This is a genomic window from Bradyrhizobium sp. 170, assembly GCF_023101085.1.
Taxonomy (GTDB): Bacteria; Pseudomonadota; Alphaproteobacteria; order Rhizobiales; family Xanthobacteraceae; genus Bradyrhizobium.
Window position 1 is genome coordinate 4920762 of the sequence record NZ_CP064703.1, and the last position, 14848, is coordinate 4935609.

Here is a 14848-nt window from a genome sequence, read left to right on the forward strand (position 1 = left end):
TGCGCTGCCAAATTTCCTGAGAGCGCGACAAGTGCTCGCAGGTTGGGTGACGCTTTGAAGTCTCGTGATTTGTTAGGGGTCGCCGCGTCGGCGACCGCGTCCGTATTGGTGTTGTGGCCACAGGTGATGTTGGCGCAGTCGAGCTCCGGCTCCGCGTCGCAATCACTCCCGTCAGTCGTCGTCACCTCACCTGAGAAACGCACCGCGGCCACGACAACCCGGCGCAGCGCGCGCCCGGCGGCGCAAAGCGCGGCCGCTTCCCGAAAACCCCAACCGAAACGCGAGGCTGCCACCGTCGTCGAGAATCCGCGCGGCGCGGTCCAGGGTTACGTCGCCGGCCGCTCGATGGCGGGCACCAAGACCAACACGCCGATCATGGAGACGCCGCAGGCGATCTCGGTGGTCGGCAGCGAGCAAATTCGCGACCAGAAGCCCGGCAAATTCGACGAGATCCTGCGCTACTCGCCGGGCGTCGTTGCCGGAACGTTCGGCGCCGACACGCGCAACGACTGGTTCCTGATCCGCGGCTTCAAGTCCGACGACATTGGTCTGTTCCTCGATGGCCTCCAGCTCTTCTACACCTCCTATGCGAGCTGGAAGCTGCAGCCGTTCAATATGGAGCGCGTCGAGGTGTTGCGCGGCCCCTCCGCCGTGCTGTATGGCGGCTCCAGCCCGAGCGGCATCGTCAACGCGGTCAGCAAGCTGCCTCCGGCGGAGCCGATCCGCTATCTGGAGACCGGCGTCAACAATTTCGGCAATGCCTATCTGTCGTTCGATTTCGGTGGTCCGGTCGCGACCTCGCCGGAAAACGGTAAGCTGTTCTACCGCGTGGTCGGACAGGTTCAGAACGGCGGCACCCAAGTCGACTTCACGCCGGACAACAACTACTTCATCGCGCCGTCGGTAACCTACAAACCGGATGCTGATACGACGTTCACTGTGCTGGCATCGGCATCTAAGCAGGATACCCGCGGCATCAATTTCCTGCCCTATGTTGGCACCGTGACGAATGCTCCGTTCGGCCGTATCCCAACCAAACTTTTCGTCGGCGACCCCAGCGTCGATACGTTCAAGCGCGAACAGGAGATGATCGGCTATCAGTTCGAGCGCAACGTCTCCGACAGCGTCACATTCCGGCAGAATGCCCGCTACGCGCACGTCGACATCACCTATCGCGGCTTTGTGGGCAACGGCTATGCCAACCTCGGCGCCGGTCTCGCCACCGGCGACCTCGGCCGCTACAATTGGTACGCGAAGAACACTGCCAACCAAGGCGATCTGGACAATCAGTTGGAGTATCGTTTCGATACCGGCCCGGTGCAGCACACGATGCTGTTCGGGCTTGACCTGAAGAGCTACCGGATCGACGATTATCAGAACTTTCAAGATGATGGGATGGTCCCACCGATCAACGCCTTGAATCCCGTTTACGGCTTGGGCGACATTCCGTTCTCGCGCGCGCCGTTCCGCAATTTCCTCCTGACTCAGAATCAACTCGGCACCTATGTTCAGGACCAGATGAAGTTCGGCCGATTCACGTTGGTCTTGAGCGGCCGCAACGATTGGGTATCGACGAGCCAAGGCGACCGACCGACCGGCGCCACGCTGGTCAACCGGGAAGACAGCAAGTTCTCCGGACGCGCCGGCCTGATCTACAATTTCGACAACGGCTTGGCGCCCTATATCGCCTATGCGACGAGCTATAACCCGGTCATCGGCCTCAACTCTTCGAACCAGCTGCTTTTGCCGGAAACCGGTAAGCAGGCCGAGGTGGGACTGAAGTTTCAGCCCAATGGATTCAACGGCCATTTCGGCATCGCTGTGTTCGATCTGAAGCGGCAAAACGTGCTCACCACCGATCCCAACAGTGTGCCGCCGAACCTGCAAAGCCAGACTGGTGAGGTTACCTCTCGTGGTCTCGAACTGGAAGCCGTGGCCAATGTTGCGCCTGGCCTGAAGGTGGTTGGCGCGTTCACCACCTACGATCTGTTTACCAGCAAGGACGCAAATCCCGCGCTGCTCGGCTTCACACCCACCAACACGCCGCAGCAGGTAGGCTCGGCCTGGGTGGACCACACCTTCCAGGACGGGCCGCTGAGGGGCTTTGGCTTTGGGGGCGGCGTGCGCTACGTTGGAAAGTCCTTTGCCGATATAGCGAATACGCACCTGGTTCCTTCGGTCGTACTCGGCGATGCGACGATCCATTACGAATGGCAAAACTGGCGTGCGGCGTTGAACGTTATCAACATCGCCGACAAGATCTATGTCGCAAGCTGTGCATCGGACACCTCCTGCTTCTACGGCGATCGCCGCCGCGTGACGGCGAGCCTCGCCTACAAGTGGTAGTGCATGCGATCGTAAGGAGGCAGCACTGAAAGCCAGAACCGTTCGCATCTGGTCGGTGGTCCACACCTGGAGCAGCCTGATATCGACGCTGTTCATGCTGTTGTTGTGCGTCACCGGCCTGCCGCTGATCTTCCATCACGAGATCGATGAGCTGCTCGGCTATGATCCGAAGCCCGAGATCGCCCAGCCGGGCGCGGTGAAACGAAGCATCGACGAGATCGCCCGCACGGCGCTCGCGCACGATCCCGGCCGCGTCCTGCAGTACATCTTGTGGGACAAGGACGAACCTAACACGGTGATCGCCTTTACCAACAACAAGGTCGATGGCGATCCGGATGCGGCGACGCTCAGGGCGTACGACGCACACTCCGCCAAGCCGCTCGGCTCGGTCGGTGGCGGCCCAATGCTGATATTCTTGAAACTCCACGTCGATATGTTTGCGGGCCAGCTCGGTAAGCTGTTCCTCGGCGCGATGGGATTCCTGTTCCTGGTCGCGATCATCTCCGGCGTGGTGCTGTACTGGCCGTTCACGCGCCGCATGAGCTTTGGCACGCTGAGAGACAAGTCGCGCCGTATTGCCTGGTTCGACTGGCATAATCTGCTCGGCGCCATAACCATCGCCTGGGCGCTGGTGGTCGGCGCCACCGGCGTCATCAATACGCTCGCCGAGGTGATGCTGAGCCAGTGGAAGGCCACCGAACTCGCTGACATGGTCAAGCCCTATGCTGGCAAGCCGCCGCCGGTGCACCTCGCCTCGCTCGACGCGACGCTCGAGAAAGCGCGCAAGACCGCGCCCGACATGAATGTCTCGTTCGTCGCCTTCCCGGGCACGCCGTTCACGAGCTCGCACCATTTCGCGGTCTTCATGCGCGGCGACACGCCGCTGACGTCGCGGCTGCTCAAGCCGGTGCTGCTGGATGGCGAAACCGGAGAAGTGTCCGATGCGCGCGACCTTCCCGTCTATCTCAAGGCGCTCCTGGTCTCGCAGCCGCTGCATTTCGGCGACTATGGCGGCATGCCGCTGAAGATCATCTGGGCGTTGCTCGACGTCATGACCATCGTCGTGATCGGCAGCGGGCTCTATCTATGGATCGTCAAACGCCGCAAGCACCGCAGCCACGCCATCGCGGGCCAGCCCTTGTTGCAGCCGTCCGAATGACCGCTGCACGCAAATCCCGATCGAGTGGCAACTGGTGGACCGTGTATGGTGGCCCGCTCGTGCTCGGCGTGCTCTCGATTGCGGGGCTATTGAGTGCGCTGTTGTCCGAAGGTCCCGGGCGCTATTTTTCCTGGCTCGCCCTTGGCGCGCCCGTCGCCCTCACCGCATGGTTTTTCGCGCGGCGAAAGCGCACCTGAAATCTGCGCGCGCCGTGTCAACTTTGCGTCCCCTTCGATCGGGAACATCTCCGGGCGTGCAGCCGTTAGCCGCGACAAGCTCTGAGGGAGTTCCCAATGAACTGGAAAGGCAAGTGGCGCAATCAATACGGTTCAACCGTCGATATTACCGACGATGCCAACAACCGGATTGCCGGGACGTTCAAGACGGCGCTCGGGGACAGCGGCTTCTACGGGCAGGAAATCCCGGTCGTCGGAATTCACCAGGGCGATTGCATCAGCTTCGTCGCGGGCGGCAAGACGGCTGCGGGCGATGCCGCGGTCTCCTATACCGGACTCGCGCGTGACGGAAAATGGAGACGATGTGGTTCGTGGTCGCGGATGCCGCGATCAAGGCGGCGGAGGAAGGCGCGCCCGGCAAAATCGAAAAGCTGAGCTGGTGGCGCTCGATCATCACCAGTGCCGATACGTTTGAGCGCGTGGTATGATGACTTGTTTTCGTTTTCGGATCGTCGATCGGCGCCACTTCTCTGGCAGCCCATCCCGGAAAATGCGCTAAGCCGGCCGCATCAGCTTCAGCGTGGCGGCCAGCCGCAGGCTGCGCTTGCCCGCCAGCGCAATGGCTTCGAGTTCTGCGCCGGCCTCGTCGCAGGTTCCGGTAAAGCCGATGCCCACCTCATGGCCGCCGAACACGGGGTTTTCGCCTTTCGCCGGCGTGTGCTCCTGATTGAGGATCTCGCCCTTCCAGCGGCCGTCGGCCGAGGAATAGGCGCCGAGGTAATAGAAGAAAGCGTCGCCGCCGAGGATGCGGCCGTCCAGCAGCAGCATGACGCCCGACAAGCCGGCCTTGACGCCGTCGAGTGCGCGAAGCTGGAGGGAATAGAGCCCGTTGATAATCCCGCCCTGCCCGACGGTGCCGACCGGCGGCAACCCCTCGTCGTCGAGCCGCGTCAGCTCGGCCCAGAACAGAGCGCCGGGCCGCGGCGCGGCGCTGCCTTCAAAACGAATCCTGTTGCCTTGCAGCCTGCCCCGCACGCTGATCGCAGCAACGTCGGTGTCCATCAGCGGCTTGTAGTAGGGATCGTCATTGTGACGCTGGGTGATGACTTCGCCGACAATCTCCCCGCCGCTCTCCTGATAGGTGCCGAGATGGGCAAAAGCTGAATTGCCGCCCAGCAGCTTGCCATTGTGCATGCACATGATGCTGCGGCCGAACGCGTCGTTCACGCCATACTCAGCCTTGTAGAGCCCGTTCAGCAACGAAGATGTCCCGCGTTATGGAATTGTCTCGCGGGGCATAGCACCGCCGGAAGCCCGGAACCAGCCGCGTTTTCACACAGATTCAATGCCGTTTGAAATACTGCACGGCGCGCTCGTGCTTTTCCGCCGCCGCGCGGGATTTGAAGGTTCCAAGGTTACGGCGTTTTCCCGTTTTCGGGTTGATTTTGCGGGAATAGAGCCGGTATTCGCCCGATTGCAGTTTTCGGATCATCGAAAGCACCGCTTGTTAGCGAGCCCCCGTCCGCAATAATTGCGCCGCGGGGCCTCTTGTTCCGGGCCGGCTATTGGCGTTGTCTCAGGTCTTGCAATGCCGGATCGCTCTGCCGGCGCGGAATGAATGGGGGCCTCGGTGCAACATTTCTTCCTCTACCTCCTCGCGCTCGGCGCCGGCGTCAGCGTCGTGACGCAACAGGTTCTCAATGGCAGCCTGCGCACGGCGCTGGGCTCGCCGGCCTGGGCGGGGTTGGTCAGTTATGCCGGCGGCCTCATCACCATGATCGTCGCGGTGATCGCGCTTCGCGAACGGGTGCCGTCGTGGAAGACTGTCGTCGATGTGCCGTGGTACGCGTGGTCGGGCGGCGTATTCGGCGGCGCTTTCATCCTGCTGGCAATCCTGCTGTTGCCCTCGCTCGGCGCGGCGACACTGTTTGCGCTGGTCGTCGCCGGCCAGGTGCTCGCTGCGGTGACGCTGGATCATTTCGGCGCGTTCGGCTTGACGCCTCATCCGATCGGCGCCGCGCGGCTCGCAGGCGCGGCTCTCCTGATTGCCGGCGTCGTCTTGATCAGGGAGTGAAAATCAAGGCTCCAGGCCACTCTCGCGCAACGCCGGTGCGACCTCGAGCGACGCAAGAAACCGCAGCAACCGGTCTGCTTCGGCCGGCTTGTTCGCCGCCGCCATACGTCCCGCCGAAAACACCGCGGGCGTTTGCAACGCGTGTGGAATGGGACCGACGACCTCGATCCCTCCCACCTGCTTCAACTCACTGATCTGCTGGACCGCGAGATCGGCCTCGCCGGTTAGGAGCTTCTCGGCGGTAAAACCCTGCTGGATGATCTGCGCCTTTGCATCGATCTCAACGGCAATGCCGAGCCGCTCGATCAGCTTTGCAAACAGAATGCCGCTGGCGCCGAGCCGCGAATAGGCCACCGAGCGCGCGCCGAGCAACGCCGCGCGCAGTGCAGCCTCGGTCGAGAGATCGGGATGGGCCGCGCCGGCTTTCACAGCGATGCCGACAAACGATCGCGCGAGATCCACGCAGCTTTCCGCCGCCACGCGCCCCTCGCGTGCGACCTCGTCGAGCCCCTCGCGGGTCAGGATGACGACGTCGGCGGCCTCACCGGCGCGCAACCGCTCCAACAGCGCCAATGTCGGAGCGAAATCGGCGTCGATGCGTGCGCCGCCGGCCGCCTGATACTGGCCGGCCAGACCGTGGATGGCGCCCTTCAACGCCAGCGTCGAGAGCACGCGCACGGTATCGTTCATCGTCGCTACACCCGGTGCATCAGCTTGAGCACCGCGGTCATGCGGAGGCTGCGCTTGCCGGCGAGCGCGGTCGCCTCGAGTAGCGCGCCCCCCTTGTCGCAGGTACCGGAAAAGCCGATGCCGACTTCATGGCCGCCGAAGACGGGGTTCTCACCCATCGCGGGCGTATGCTCCTGATTGAGGATCTGGCCTTTCCAGCGGCCATTCTCCGAGGTGTACGTGCCGACGTAGTAGAAGGATGCGTCGCCGCCGAGGATGCGCCCCTCATTGAGCAGCATCACACCGGTCAGGCCGCCTTCGACGCCGTCGAGCAGGCGAACGTGGATGGAATAGAGGCCATTGACGACGCCCCCCTCGCCGACGCCACCGGCGATCGGTATGGCGTCCTGCTCGATCGGCGTCATCACCGAGTGGAACCCCACGCCGGGCAGTTCCTTCAAGCCCCCTTCAAAACGATAGAGGTCTCCGTCAGCCCTGCCCTTCGCCAGCAGGGTGGCATCGTCGGTGCCGGCCATCGCGCGATAAGCCGGGTCCGGGTTATGGCGGACGGTCTGGATCACGATGTCGACGCCGTCGTCCCGCTTTTCGTACGTGCCGATATGGGCAAAGGCCGAATTGCCGCCGAGCATCCTGCCGTCGCGCGCATACATCACGCTGCGGCCGACCGCAGCGCCAAGCTGAAACCTGACTTTGTAAAATCCCTCAAACAATGCCGTGTCCCCGGCAAGCCCACCGCCGTTGTCTAGCGCGCTTCACAACGCAGGGAAACGGCCTTGAACCGGCGTATTTGAATCAATCTCATCAAGACGCTGTGTCATCAAAACGCAATGATCCGCCAAGGCGGTTTCGCCTTGGCGGATCAGCTTTGCAGCCCGGGCACCCCCGGGTCATATCGTCGGTCCTTAGGTCGTAGGTCCCCTTAGGCCGCAGCCGCCTTGGCGCCGGTCGGGACTTCAGCGATGGTCTTCAGGATCTGGGAAGCGATCTGGTATGGGTCGCCCTGCGAGTTCGGACGGCGGTCTTCCAGATAGCCCTTGTATCCGTTATTGGCGAAGGAGTGCGGAACGCGGATCGAGGCGCCGCGATCGGCAATGCCGTAGCTGAACTTGTTCCAGGGGGCGGTCTCGTGCTTGCCCGTCAGGCGCTTGTCGTTGTCCGGCCCATAGACGGCAATGTGGTCCATGAGATTCTTGTCAAAGGCCGCCATCAGCTTCTCGAAGTATTCCTTGCCGCCGACTTCGCGCATGAACTTGGTCGAGAAGTTGGCGTGCATGCCCGAGCCGTTCCAGTCGGTGTCGCCGAGCGGCTTGCAGTGGAACTCGATGTCGATGCCGTAAGATTCGGTGAGACGCAGCATCAGGTAGCGCGCCATCCACATTTCGTCAGCGGCCTTCTTGGAGCCCTTGCCGAAGATCTGGAATTCCCACTGGCCTTTCGCCACTTCGGCGTTGATGCCTTCGTGGTTGATGCCGGCGGCGAGGCAGAGGTTGAGGTGCTCTTCGACGATCTTGCGCGCGACGCTACCGACGTTCGAGTAACCGACGCCGGTGTAGTACGGGCCCTGCGGTGCCGGATAGCCATCGGACGGAAAGCCGAGCGGACGGCCGTCCTTGTAGAAGAAGTATTCCTGCTCGAAGCCGAACCAGGCGCCTTCATCGTCGAGAATCGTTGCGCGCTTGTTCGAGGCGTGCGGGGTCTTGCCATCGGGCATCATGACTTCGCACATCACGAGCGCGCCGTTTTCCCGCGCGGCGTCCGGATAGACGGCGACCGGCTTCAGCACGCAATCGGAGCTGTGGCCTTCGGCCTGCATGGTCGACGAGCCGTCAAAGCCCCACAGCGGAAGCTGTTCCAGCGTCGGAAACTTGTCGAATTCCTTGATCTGCGTTTTGCCGCGCAGATTCGGCGTCGGCGTATAGCCGTCGAGCCAAATATACTCGAGCTTGTACTTGGTCATTGAGCCTCTCTTGAGTTGCTAGTGGAATGCGGAAGACCGAAGCCTTGAAATCTGGATTTTGACGCCCAGCCCCCTGGAAGTCTCCGCATACGTGTACCCGGCCACGTCAGGCCACGCCTTACTAAGCATTTTGCGTGCCAATCGCTGCACTGCGGGAGAGGCTATCCACAGGGCGACTTGGCTGCAGGCCAAAATAAAAGCTGCGACATAGGAGCGCGGCAGGCCCGCAAATCGGGCGGCGCAGCGGCGGGTTTGCAGTCCGAATCCAGCCTATTTCTCCGGCATTTTCGCTTCCGAACCGCTCCGCGATTAAAGCTGCGGCACCCCTTCGAGGGATCCACGGAGGACGCCGACCCATCCGGGCAACCACGTCGCCGGCTCACACGTTGGTCATCCGCCCGTTGCCTTGCAGGAAGCAACGCCAGAAATGCCTACGAATTAGACAGAAAGTGGCGTTCTCTTGATCACCTTGCACCCACTCGGGGCACCGACAATATCGACTTATGTAACCAGTAGAGAACGAGTCGGGCGCACCATGGAGGCTGTCGCGTCGACAAAGGAGAGACCGAAATGATGAATCCAGGTTTGAATCAGGGATCCGCAAGGATCTATCAATTCCCAACCGGGGGCCGTGCAGCTCTCGGCGGGCGTCGCTATGGCGAGGCCAAGACCGAGTTTGCCGCCCCGCCGGCCAACCTCGCGGCTTGCAGCGACAGCTGGTACCACGCCGCCGCCATCGAGGACGAAAAGAGCGGGCGCGACCATTGATGTCCGGGAGGTGTTTGGCAGGGACGCGCCCGATCAGTGAGGCGCGATCGGTGAACTAAAAAGGGTCGGAACAACGCCGTTTCGGCCCTTTTTCATGTCTGCTGCTCGCATGTGGTGACCGGCCGCTTGGCATGCTTGAGCGTTGTGACCCCGGCCTTGGTGATCCTCAGGGTCACGCCCTTCGCCTGGTAGCGCGATCCCGACAGCGCCACGCGCTTGGGCAGAGTCAGCGCCTTGCCGTCGAGCTGCAGATGGGCGCGGGAATCGTACTGGAAAAAACCGACAATGAATTGCGCCCCGTCGGCGCAGCGATAGTTCCGAAACGTCGACTGTGCGAACGCGGCCGTCGGTGCGGTCGCCAGCGCCGCGACGCATAGCGCAGCGCCAAAAATCGTATTCCTGCGACAATTCATGTTTGGCCCCCTGCATGGTTCAGTATAGACGAGACGGGAGCGGACGACATGCCCTTCCCCCCTCCGCCACTCAAGATCATTCGAACCAGCCAATGTCAGCCTCCCCCGCCCGCCATCTCAATCTCTCCGGCGCCAGCAATTTCCGTGATCTCGGTGGCTATCCCACGCGCGACGGCCGGACCGTGCGCTGGCGGCAGATCTTCCGCTCCAACCATCTCGGCCATCTCACCGACGATGATGTCTCCGTCCTGCGGGAGCTGGGCGTCCGCAGCGCGTTCGACTTTCGCGGCACCGAGGAACGCGCCGCCGCCCTGTGCGGCATGCCTGAAATCACCGTCCATTCGCTGCCGGTCGAACCCACTGTCGTCGCGGCGCTGCGCGCCATCGCGGCCAGCGGCACGCCGCTGTCGACGGACCACGCCGTCGAGGTGATGCGCGATTCCTACAGCGGCTACGTACAGAACAACACGCAGCATTTCCGCACGCTGTTTGCCCATCTGCTGGAAGATCGCGCGCCGCTGGTGATCCATTGCACCGCCGGCAAGGACCGCACCGGTTTTGCGTGCGCGCTGATCCTGCATACGCTTGGCGTTGCCGACGACATCATCTCGGAAGACTATCTCCTGACCAACCGCTTCTACCGCAGGGATCCCAATCACAGCACCGATCTGCCCGACGATATCAGGCAGGTGCTCGGCTCGGTGCAGGCATCGTTCCTCGCCGCCGCGTTCGAGGCCATCGACGCCGACTATGGCGATCTCGAAAGCTATCTCCGCGATGGCCTCGGTCTCGGCAAAGCCGAACGTGCCCATCTCGAAGCGCGCTATCTGCAAGACTGAGACTGATCTGCAGCGCTGACCTAATCCGCCTTCACCCGCCGCAACGATACGACCTGCGCGGACGGCTTGCCACCTGTCGTCCTGACGTTGACCTGCACCTTGTAGTCGTTGCTGGTTTCGCCCTTGGGCACATAGAGCATCGCGGTAAAGCGCACGCGGCCGCGCGCATCGAGCATCACCGGCAGATCCTCGCGCGGAAGGAATTACCCTGGCGATTTCGCGGCGGCAACCTGGCCGTCATGACAGGCTCGACCAGCGCACGTAGATCGAGCCTGGTCGCCGTCGCACCATCAATCCGGTAATAGGCAAAGGAATCGCTGTCCCAGCGGCTGTTCGCGACCTCGATCACCGCCCGGCTGTCCGGAGACCAGGCCGCGAGCAGATCGTAGCGGTTCGCCCGCGTCCCGCCGGTCTCCCAATAGGTGCCGCCAAGCGTGGCAAGCACCGCGCCATCGGTGACACGGACCAGGACATTTTCGACGTCGTTGGGAACATCGTCGCCGGACGGCAGGCCCTGCGCGGTCCGCCAGGCGAACGCATAATTTTTGGATGGCGAGGTGGTGTTGGCGAACACCCGCAACGCGCCCTTGCCTGCACCGCAGACGAGGCTGCCACGTTGATCGGCGATGCAGGCCTCACCCCGCACCGCGGCCGTTTGCGACGCGTACAATGCGAGGAGGACGACCGCAAATCTCAAAGCGTTGCGCACGGTTCGATCCTAAGCTCCGGCCGCCTGCTCCGTAAAGCGGCGGACGGATTTGGCGGCCGTGCGGCTCGCTACGGCTTTAGGCCGCTGCTTCCATTTCCATTTCGGCATCGAGGTCGGCGATGACGTCCTCGAACGCCGAGATCGCCTGCTGGATCGCTGCGATCTGCATCAATTCCCAGCTCGAAACCGGACCGCTGCGATTTTGCAGCGCTACGACCAGGTCGCGCCGCTGCTCCTTAAGCTGAACAAGCGGTAAACCGTGATCCGGCAAACCCATGACAAATCCCCCTGCCTTTTGTTGGTATCCGGTTGTACCGAACGGATTCTGAAAACGGCTTACAGAACTCCGGCAAATTTTATCGATTCCGCCCCATTCCGTAGTCTTACGCAATTCGCTTCCTCCGGATGGGCGCGGCTCGCGGCAATTTGGGCGCGTGAGACAGATCGTTCCATGCAGAATTCGCCGCATGCCAGTGAAAAACTCCTGATATGGTGCGCTCCCGTTTCCCGGCAGGCGGAGGCCCTCATGGACGGAAAAGTCATTGTCGTGACGGGCGCGCTGGGTGCGCTCGGCCGGGTGGTCGTGGACGAAGCGCTGGCGCGGGGCGCCCGGATTGCAAGCGTCGATCATGCGCCGACGCAAGCCCCGGCCACGGCCGATCTGTTCGAGCTCGGCGGCGTCGACCTCACCGATACAGCCCAGGCCGGCAAGGCGATCGCGGCCGCCGCGGCGCATTTCGGCAAGCTCGACGCGCTGATCAATATCGCCGGCGGCTTCGCATTCGAGACAGTGACCGACGGCGATCCCAAAACGTGGCAGCGGATGTACGCGCTCAACGTCATGACCGCGCTCAACGCATCGCGCGCGGCGATTCCGCATCTCATCTCGTCGGGCACTGGACGCATCGTCAATATCGGCGCGATGGGCGCGCTGCAGGCGGGCAGTGGCATGGGCGCCTACGCCGCCTCCAAGGCCGGCGTGCATCGCCTCACCGAGGCGCTCGCCGCCGAACTCAAAGGCAAGATCACGGTCAACGCCGTGCTGCCGTCGATCATCGACACCGCGGCCAACCGCGCCAGCATGCCGAAAGCCGATTTCACCAAATGGGTGACGCCGAAAGAGTTGGCCGACGTGATCCTGTTCCTCGCCAGCGACGCGGCCAGCGCCGTCACCGGCGCGCTGCTGCCGGTGAGCGGTAGGGTTTAGAGGGCTTACACACCTTTTCGCTTCGCCTATCGGTGTTATATTTTAGCAATGACAACCGTTGAGAACATTCAAGAAGCCATTACGCAATTGCCTGCCTGGGAACTGGCACGGTTCCGCGAATGGTTTGAGGCGTTCGACGCCGAAAACTTCGATGCGGCCATTGGGCGGGATGCCCAAAGCGGCCAACTCGACGCCGTTGCAGAGGAAGCTATTGCAGCCTATCGCGCAAGAACGTTCCTCAAGGCGGGATCAACATGACAACATACCAAAGGGCCTTCTATCGGATCGGGCAAGCGTCCGGCATCGTGCTGGTCATCGGTTTTTTCTGGTGGGCTGAACTACAGATGAACTATGTGGGATGGCCCAACTTCCCGCAGTTCGAAATAGGGCTCACAGTGAACGGCATCGTTGTCTACACTTCACCAAAGGACGCGGAATTTAGCCGACATTTGATACGGACGATGATCGTCTCGGGCGCGTTGATGATTATCTGTCTCGTTTTTTCGGGCGAGCTGAACAGGATGTTGAACCGACCAAAGCCGCCGCTTCCACCCGAGTACTAGTCCCAATTCCGAGAAGCCCGATTACGATCGCTTGATCGGCTAACCCTCTACATCCACCAGCTTTCGTAGCACCGCCTTGAAGCGGATGCTGCGCTTGCCGGCGAGCGCGGTGGCTTCGCCTTCCGCGCCATTGCCGTCATACGTGCCGGAAAAGCCGATACCGACTTCATGGCCGCCGAACACCGGCCGCTCGCTTCTGGAGGGCGTATGCTCGCGATTGACGAGTTCGCCTTTCCATCTGCCGTTCGCCGCCGTGTACGCCCCGACATAGTCGAAGAACGCGTCGCCGCCTCGGATGCGGCCGTCGTGCAGCATCATGACACCGGTGTTACCGGCGTCGATGCCGTCGAGCATGCGGATGTGGATGGAGTAGAGCCCGTTACCGATCCCGTCGGGGCCGACCGCACCGGGCGGCGGTGCGTCGGAATCGTTGATCGGGGTCAGGACAGTCGTGAACCGGACTCCCGGCAAGGCTGCGCTGCCGCCCTCGAAGTGAACTTCCTCCCCGCGACGCTCGCCTGTGAAATTCATCGCGATATTGTCGGCGTCGAACATCGGGACATATCCGGGATCGTGGTAATGGCGCGACATCACGCATTCGGCGGAGATGACGCCGTCGGCCTCGGTGAAATGGCCGACGAATGAAGAGCCGGAATCGCCGCCATAGAGCCTGCCGCCCGCCGTGGCGAACATCACGCCGGAACCTTCCCCGCGCTCCGTCGTGAAACGGAATTTGTACAATCCTTGCAGCACGCCCTGCTCACTCCGGAATCGACAAAAGCCAGTGACCCGCGAACGATCGATCGCAGGTTCCCTCAATTGCCGTTGGTCTTGTCCCGCGCCGACAATAGCCGCTGCCGTGGTATCCGATCAAACGCTTTGCCGGAATTCGGCTAGAGTCCGCGGGATTGAGTCGCGGCTGCCTGCGCCGCCGGAGCGAAATTTGGAAACCGCGCTGTATCTGCCCGTCAAACGCTTCCTCGAAAAGCTCGGCTTCACCGTCAAGGGCGAGGTCGGGGGCTGCGATCTGGTGGCGCTGAGCGGTGACGATCCGCCGATCGTGGTGATCGGCGAACTGAAGCTTTCCTTCAACCTGGAACTGATCCTGCAGGCGGTCGATCGCGCCGGCGCTGCCGACGAGGTCTGGCTTGCGGCCAAATTATCTGCCCGCGGCAAGGGCCGCGAGAGCGACGCGCGTTATCGCAATCTCTGCCGCCGGCTCGGTTTCGGCATGCTGGCGGTCACCAATACCGGCGATGTCGAGGTGATCGTCCAGCCCGCGACGACAGCCCCTCGCCGCAATCCCAAAAAGCGGTCGCGGCTGGTCGCCGAGCATCAGAAGCGCAAGGGCGATCCTGTCCTGGGCGGCTCGACGCGCGCGCCGATCATGACGGCCTACCGGCAGCAGGCGCTGGCCTGCGCCTCGGCCCTGTCTGGCGGGCCGCGACGCGTCAGGGATCTGCGGAGCGAGATTCCCGACGCCGGAAAGATCCTCCTGCACAACGTCTATGGCTGGTTCGACCGCGCCGAGCGCGGCATCTATGTGCTGACCGATGCCGGACATGCCGCCCTGAAACGCTGGCCGCAGCAGCCGCTTGAACTGACCGCCGCCGCGCCATGACGGCGAGAACAGGAGGGTATCATGATCGTGGTGACCGGCAGCGTAACCGCGCGTGCGGACAGTTTTGACGAAGTCCGCCGATTGAGCCTCGAGCACGTCCACCGCTCGCGCACCGAGCCCGGCTGCATTTCCCACGCCGTGAGTGTCGATTGCGAAAATCCGTTGCGGCTGGTGTTTTTCGAGCAATGGGCCGATCGCGCCGCCCTATTGACCCATTTTGCGGTCCCCGCCTCGCGCGATTTCGTCCGCGCGCTGCAATCGCTCGCGGATCAGGCCACCACCATCGAACTGTATGACGCTACCAGACTTGAGAGATTGTAGATGCA

22 protein-coding genes are annotated in these 14848 nt (G+C 62.5%); 12 read left to right on the forward strand and 10 right to left on the reverse strand.

Annotated elements, in window-relative coordinates; all coding sequences use genetic code 11:
• Nucleotides 1-126: 126 nt before the first annotated feature.
• The 4 genes from IVB05_RS22945 (at nt 127) to IVB05_RS22960 (ending at nt 4116) form a co-directional block, all read left to right on the forward strand.
• A complete protein-coding gene (locus IVB05_RS22945; protein WP_247786854.1) occupies nt 127-2346 on the forward strand; it encodes a TonB-dependent siderophore receptor in 2220 nt (739 codons plus the stop codon).
• Between the two features lie 55 nt (nt 2347-2401).
• Nucleotides 2402-3505: a PepSY-associated TM helix domain-containing protein gene (locus IVB05_RS22950; RefSeq protein ID WP_247778184.1), complete on the forward strand. Its 1104-nt coding sequence runs from the start codon at nt 2402-2404 to the stop codon at nt 3503-3505.
• A complete protein-coding gene (locus tag IVB05_RS22955; RefSeq protein WP_247778185.1) occupies nt 3502-3702 on the forward strand; it encodes a hypothetical protein in 201 nt (66 codons plus the stop codon). Before IVB05_RS22950 ends, IVB05_RS22955 begins: the two co-directional genes overlap by 4 nt.
• 96 nt (nt 3703-3798) lie before the next feature.
• On the forward strand, nt 3799-4116 hold the full coding sequence (locus IVB05_RS22960; protein ID WP_247778186.1) for an avidin/streptavidin family protein: 318 nt from the start codon (nt 3799-3801) through the stop codon (nt 4114-4116).
• Between the two features lie 120 nt (nt 4117-4236).
• Here the strand turns inward: IVB05_RS22960 and IVB05_RS22965 are convergent, their stop codons facing one another.
• Together IVB05_RS22965 and IVB05_RS22970 are read right to left on the reverse strand one after the other, a co-directional pair.
• Nucleotides 4237-4941, reverse strand: a complete 705-nt coding sequence (locus IVB05_RS22965) for a GrlR family regulatory protein (protein WP_247778187.1) — start codon at nt 4939-4941, stop codon at nt 4237-4239.
• Nucleotides 4942-5023: 82 nt separating this feature from the next.
• A complete protein-coding gene (locus tag IVB05_RS22970; RefSeq protein ID WP_141686549.1) occupies nt 5024-5173 on the reverse strand; it encodes a hypothetical protein in 150 nt (49 codons plus the stop codon).
• Between the two features lie 126 nt (nt 5174-5299).
• Between IVB05_RS22970 and IVB05_RS22975 the strand changes: the two genes are divergently transcribed.
• Entirely contained in the window at nt 5300-5755 is a 456-nt protein-coding gene (locus IVB05_RS22975) for a DMT family transporter (protein WP_247778188.1), read from the forward strand.
• A gap of 3 nt (nt 5756-5758) precedes the next feature.
• Here the strand turns inward: IVB05_RS22975 and IVB05_RS22980 are convergent, their stop codons facing one another.
• The 3 genes from IVB05_RS22980 to IVB05_RS22990 all read right to left on the reverse strand — a co-directional run bounded on the left by IVB05_RS22980 (nt 5759) and on the right by IVB05_RS22990 (nt 8402).
• Nucleotides 5759-6445 carry a substrate-binding domain-containing protein gene (locus IVB05_RS22980; protein ID WP_247778189.1) on the reverse strand — a complete coding sequence of 229 codons (687 nt, stop codon included), beginning with the start codon at nt 6443-6445 and terminating at the stop codon, nt 5759-5761.
• 5 nt (nt 6446-6450) lie between these two features.
• Nucleotides 6451-7155, reverse strand: coding sequence for a hypothetical protein (locus IVB05_RS22985; RefSeq protein WP_247778190.1), 705 nt, complete (start codon nt 7153-7155; stop codon nt 6451-6453).
• A gap of 209 nt (nt 7156-7364) precedes the next feature.
• Nucleotides 7365-8402: a glutamine synthetase beta-grasp domain-containing protein gene (locus IVB05_RS22990; protein WP_214491259.1), complete on the reverse strand. Its 1038-nt coding sequence runs from the start codon at nt 8400-8402 to the stop codon at nt 7365-7367.
• A 570-nt stretch (nt 8403-8972) separates the two neighbouring features.
• Here IVB05_RS22990 and IVB05_RS22995 point away from each other — a divergent pair.
• Nucleotides 8973-9170, forward strand: coding sequence for a DUF2735 domain-containing protein (locus IVB05_RS22995; protein WP_247778191.1), 198 nt, complete (start codon nt 8973-8975; stop codon nt 9168-9170).
• Between the two features lie 92 nt (nt 9171-9262).
• Here the strand turns inward: IVB05_RS22995 and IVB05_RS23000 are convergent, their stop codons facing one another.
• Nucleotides 9263-9583 carry an MliC family protein gene (locus IVB05_RS23000; protein WP_247778192.1) on the reverse strand — a complete coding sequence of 107 codons (321 nt, stop codon included), beginning with the start codon at nt 9581-9583 and terminating at the stop codon, nt 9263-9265.
• Between the two features lie 92 nt (nt 9584-9675).
• Here IVB05_RS23000 and IVB05_RS23005 point away from each other — a divergent pair, with 92 nt between their 5' ends.
• Entirely contained in the window at nt 9676-10422 is a 747-nt protein-coding gene (locus tag IVB05_RS23005; RefSeq protein WP_247778193.1) for a tyrosine-protein phosphatase, read from the forward strand.
• A gap of 20 nt (nt 10423-10442) precedes the next feature.
• Here the strand turns inward: IVB05_RS23005 and IVB05_RS23010 are convergent, their stop codons facing one another.
• From IVB05_RS23010 to IVB05_RS23020, 3 genes are all read right to left on the reverse strand, one after another.
• Nucleotides 10443-10598 carry a hypothetical protein gene (locus IVB05_RS23010; RefSeq protein WP_247778194.1) on the reverse strand — a complete coding sequence of 52 codons (156 nt, stop codon included), beginning with the start codon at nt 10596-10598 and terminating at the stop codon, nt 10443-10445.
• Nucleotides 10598-11131: a hypothetical protein gene (locus tag IVB05_RS23015; protein WP_247778195.1), complete on the reverse strand. Its 534-nt coding sequence runs from the start codon at nt 11129-11131 to the stop codon at nt 10598-10600. Before IVB05_RS23015 ends, IVB05_RS23010 begins: the two co-directional genes overlap by 1 nt.
• A gap of 76 nt (nt 11132-11207) precedes the next feature.
• On the reverse strand, nt 11208-11522 hold the full coding sequence (locus IVB05_RS23020) for a hypothetical protein (RefSeq protein WP_247778196.1): 315 nt from the start codon (nt 11520-11522) through the stop codon (nt 11208-11210).
• Nucleotides 11523-11657: 135 nt separating this feature from the next.
• On the opposite strand from IVB05_RS23020, the gene fabG reads away from it, so the two are divergent.
• Genes fabG through IVB05_RS23035 form a run of 3 tightly spaced genes read left to right on the forward strand, consistent with a single transcriptional unit; the run spans nt 11658 to nt 12901 of the window.
• Nucleotides 11658-12338 (forward strand): 3-oxoacyl-ACP reductase FabG, encoded by a 681-nt coding sequence (fabG, locus tag IVB05_RS23025; protein ID WP_247778197.1) that lies wholly within the window; start codon nt 11658-11660, stop codon nt 12336-12338.
• Nucleotides 12339-12386: 48 nt separating this feature from the next.
• Nucleotides 12387-12596: a hypothetical protein gene (locus tag IVB05_RS23030; RefSeq protein ID WP_247778198.1), complete on the forward strand. Its 210-nt coding sequence runs from the start codon at nt 12387-12389 to the stop codon at nt 12594-12596.
• Complete coding sequence (locus tag IVB05_RS23035; RefSeq protein WP_247778199.1) at nt 12593-12901, forward strand: hypothetical protein; 309 nt, start codon at nt 12593-12595, stop codon at nt 12899-12901. Before IVB05_RS23030 ends, IVB05_RS23035 begins: the two co-directional genes overlap by 4 nt.
• Before the next feature lie 39 nt (nt 12902-12940).
• On the opposite strand, the gene IVB05_RS23040 is transcribed toward IVB05_RS23035, so the two are convergent.
• The gene (locus IVB05_RS23040; protein WP_247778200.1) at nt 12941-13654 is read right to left on the reverse strand and encodes a GrlR family regulatory protein; all 714 of its coding nucleotides are present in this window, start codon (nt 13652-13654) and stop codon (nt 12941-12943) included.
• A 190-nt stretch (nt 13655-13844) separates the two neighbouring features.
• Here IVB05_RS23040 and IVB05_RS23045 point away from each other — a divergent pair, with 190 nt between their 5' ends.
• Together IVB05_RS23045 and IVB05_RS23050 are read left to right on the forward strand one after the other, a co-directional pair.
• The gene (locus tag IVB05_RS23045) at nt 13845-14522 is read left to right on the forward strand and encodes a DUF2161 family putative PD-(D/E)XK-type phosphodiesterase (RefSeq protein WP_247778201.1); all 678 of its coding nucleotides are present in this window, start codon (nt 13845-13847) and stop codon (nt 14520-14522) included.
• Nucleotides 14523-14543: 21 nt separating this feature from the next.
• Nucleotides 14544-14843, forward strand: a complete 300-nt coding sequence (locus IVB05_RS23050; RefSeq protein ID WP_247778202.1) for a putative quinol monooxygenase — start codon at nt 14544-14546, stop codon at nt 14841-14843.
• Nucleotides 14844-14848: the final 5 nt, after the last annotated feature.

Excerpts from the sequence above, each read along its gene's own strand:
- IVB05_RS22990 (WP_214491259.1), bottom strand. The coding sequence starts at position 8,402 with ATGACCAAGTACAAGCTCGAGTATATTTGGCTCGACGGCTATACGCCG.
- IVB05_RS22955 (WP_247778185.1), top strand. The coding sequence starts at position 3,502 with ATGACCGCTGCACGCAAATCCCGATCGAGTGGCAACTGGTGGACCGTG.
- IVB05_RS22945 (WP_247786854.1), top strand. The coding sequence starts at position 127 with ATGTTGGCGCAGTCGAGCTCCGGCTCCGCGTCGCAATCACTCCCGTCA.
- IVB05_RS23000 (WP_247778192.1), bottom strand. The coding sequence starts at position 9,583 with ATGAATTGTCGCAGGAATACGATTTTTGGCGCTGCGCTATGCGTCGCG.
- IVB05_RS23010 (WP_247778194.1), bottom strand. The coding sequence starts at position 10,598 with ATGCTCGATGCGCGCGGCCGCGTGCGCTTTACCGCGATGCTCTATGTG.
- IVB05_RS22970 (WP_141686549.1), bottom strand. The coding sequence starts at position 5,173 with ATGATCCGAAAACTGCAATCGGGCGAATACCGGCTCTATTCCCGCAAA.
- IVB05_RS22975 (WP_247778188.1), top strand. The coding sequence starts at position 5,300 with ATGGGGGCCTCGGTGCAACATTTCTTCCTCTACCTCCTCGCGCTCGGC.
- IVB05_RS22960 (WP_247778186.1), top strand. The coding sequence starts at position 3,799 with ATGAACTGGAAAGGCAAGTGGCGCAATCAATACGGTTCAACCGTCGAT.
- fabG (WP_247778197.1), top strand. The coding sequence starts at position 11,658 with ATGGACGGAAAAGTCATTGTCGTGACGGGCGCGCTGGGTGCGCTCGGC.
- IVB05_RS23035 (WP_247778199.1), top strand. The coding sequence starts at position 12,593 with ATGACAACATACCAAAGGGCCTTCTATCGGATCGGGCAAGCGTCCGGC.
- IVB05_RS23030 (WP_247778198.1), top strand. The coding sequence starts at position 12,387 with ATGACAACCGTTGAGAACATTCAAGAAGCCATTACGCAATTGCCTGCC.
- IVB05_RS23005 (WP_247778193.1), top strand. The coding sequence starts at position 9,676 with ATGTCAGCCTCCCCCGCCCGCCATCTCAATCTCTCCGGCGCCAGCAAT.
- IVB05_RS23050 (WP_247778202.1), top strand. The coding sequence starts at position 14,544 with ATGATCGTGGTGACCGGCAGCGTAACCGCGCGTGCGGACAGTTTTGAC.
- IVB05_RS22980 (WP_247778189.1), bottom strand. The coding sequence starts at position 6,445 with ATGAACGATACCGTGCGCGTGCTCTCGACGCTGGCGTTGAAGGGCGCC.
- IVB05_RS22995 (WP_247778191.1), top strand. The coding sequence starts at position 8,973 with ATGATGAATCCAGGTTTGAATCAGGGATCCGCAAGGATCTATCAATTC.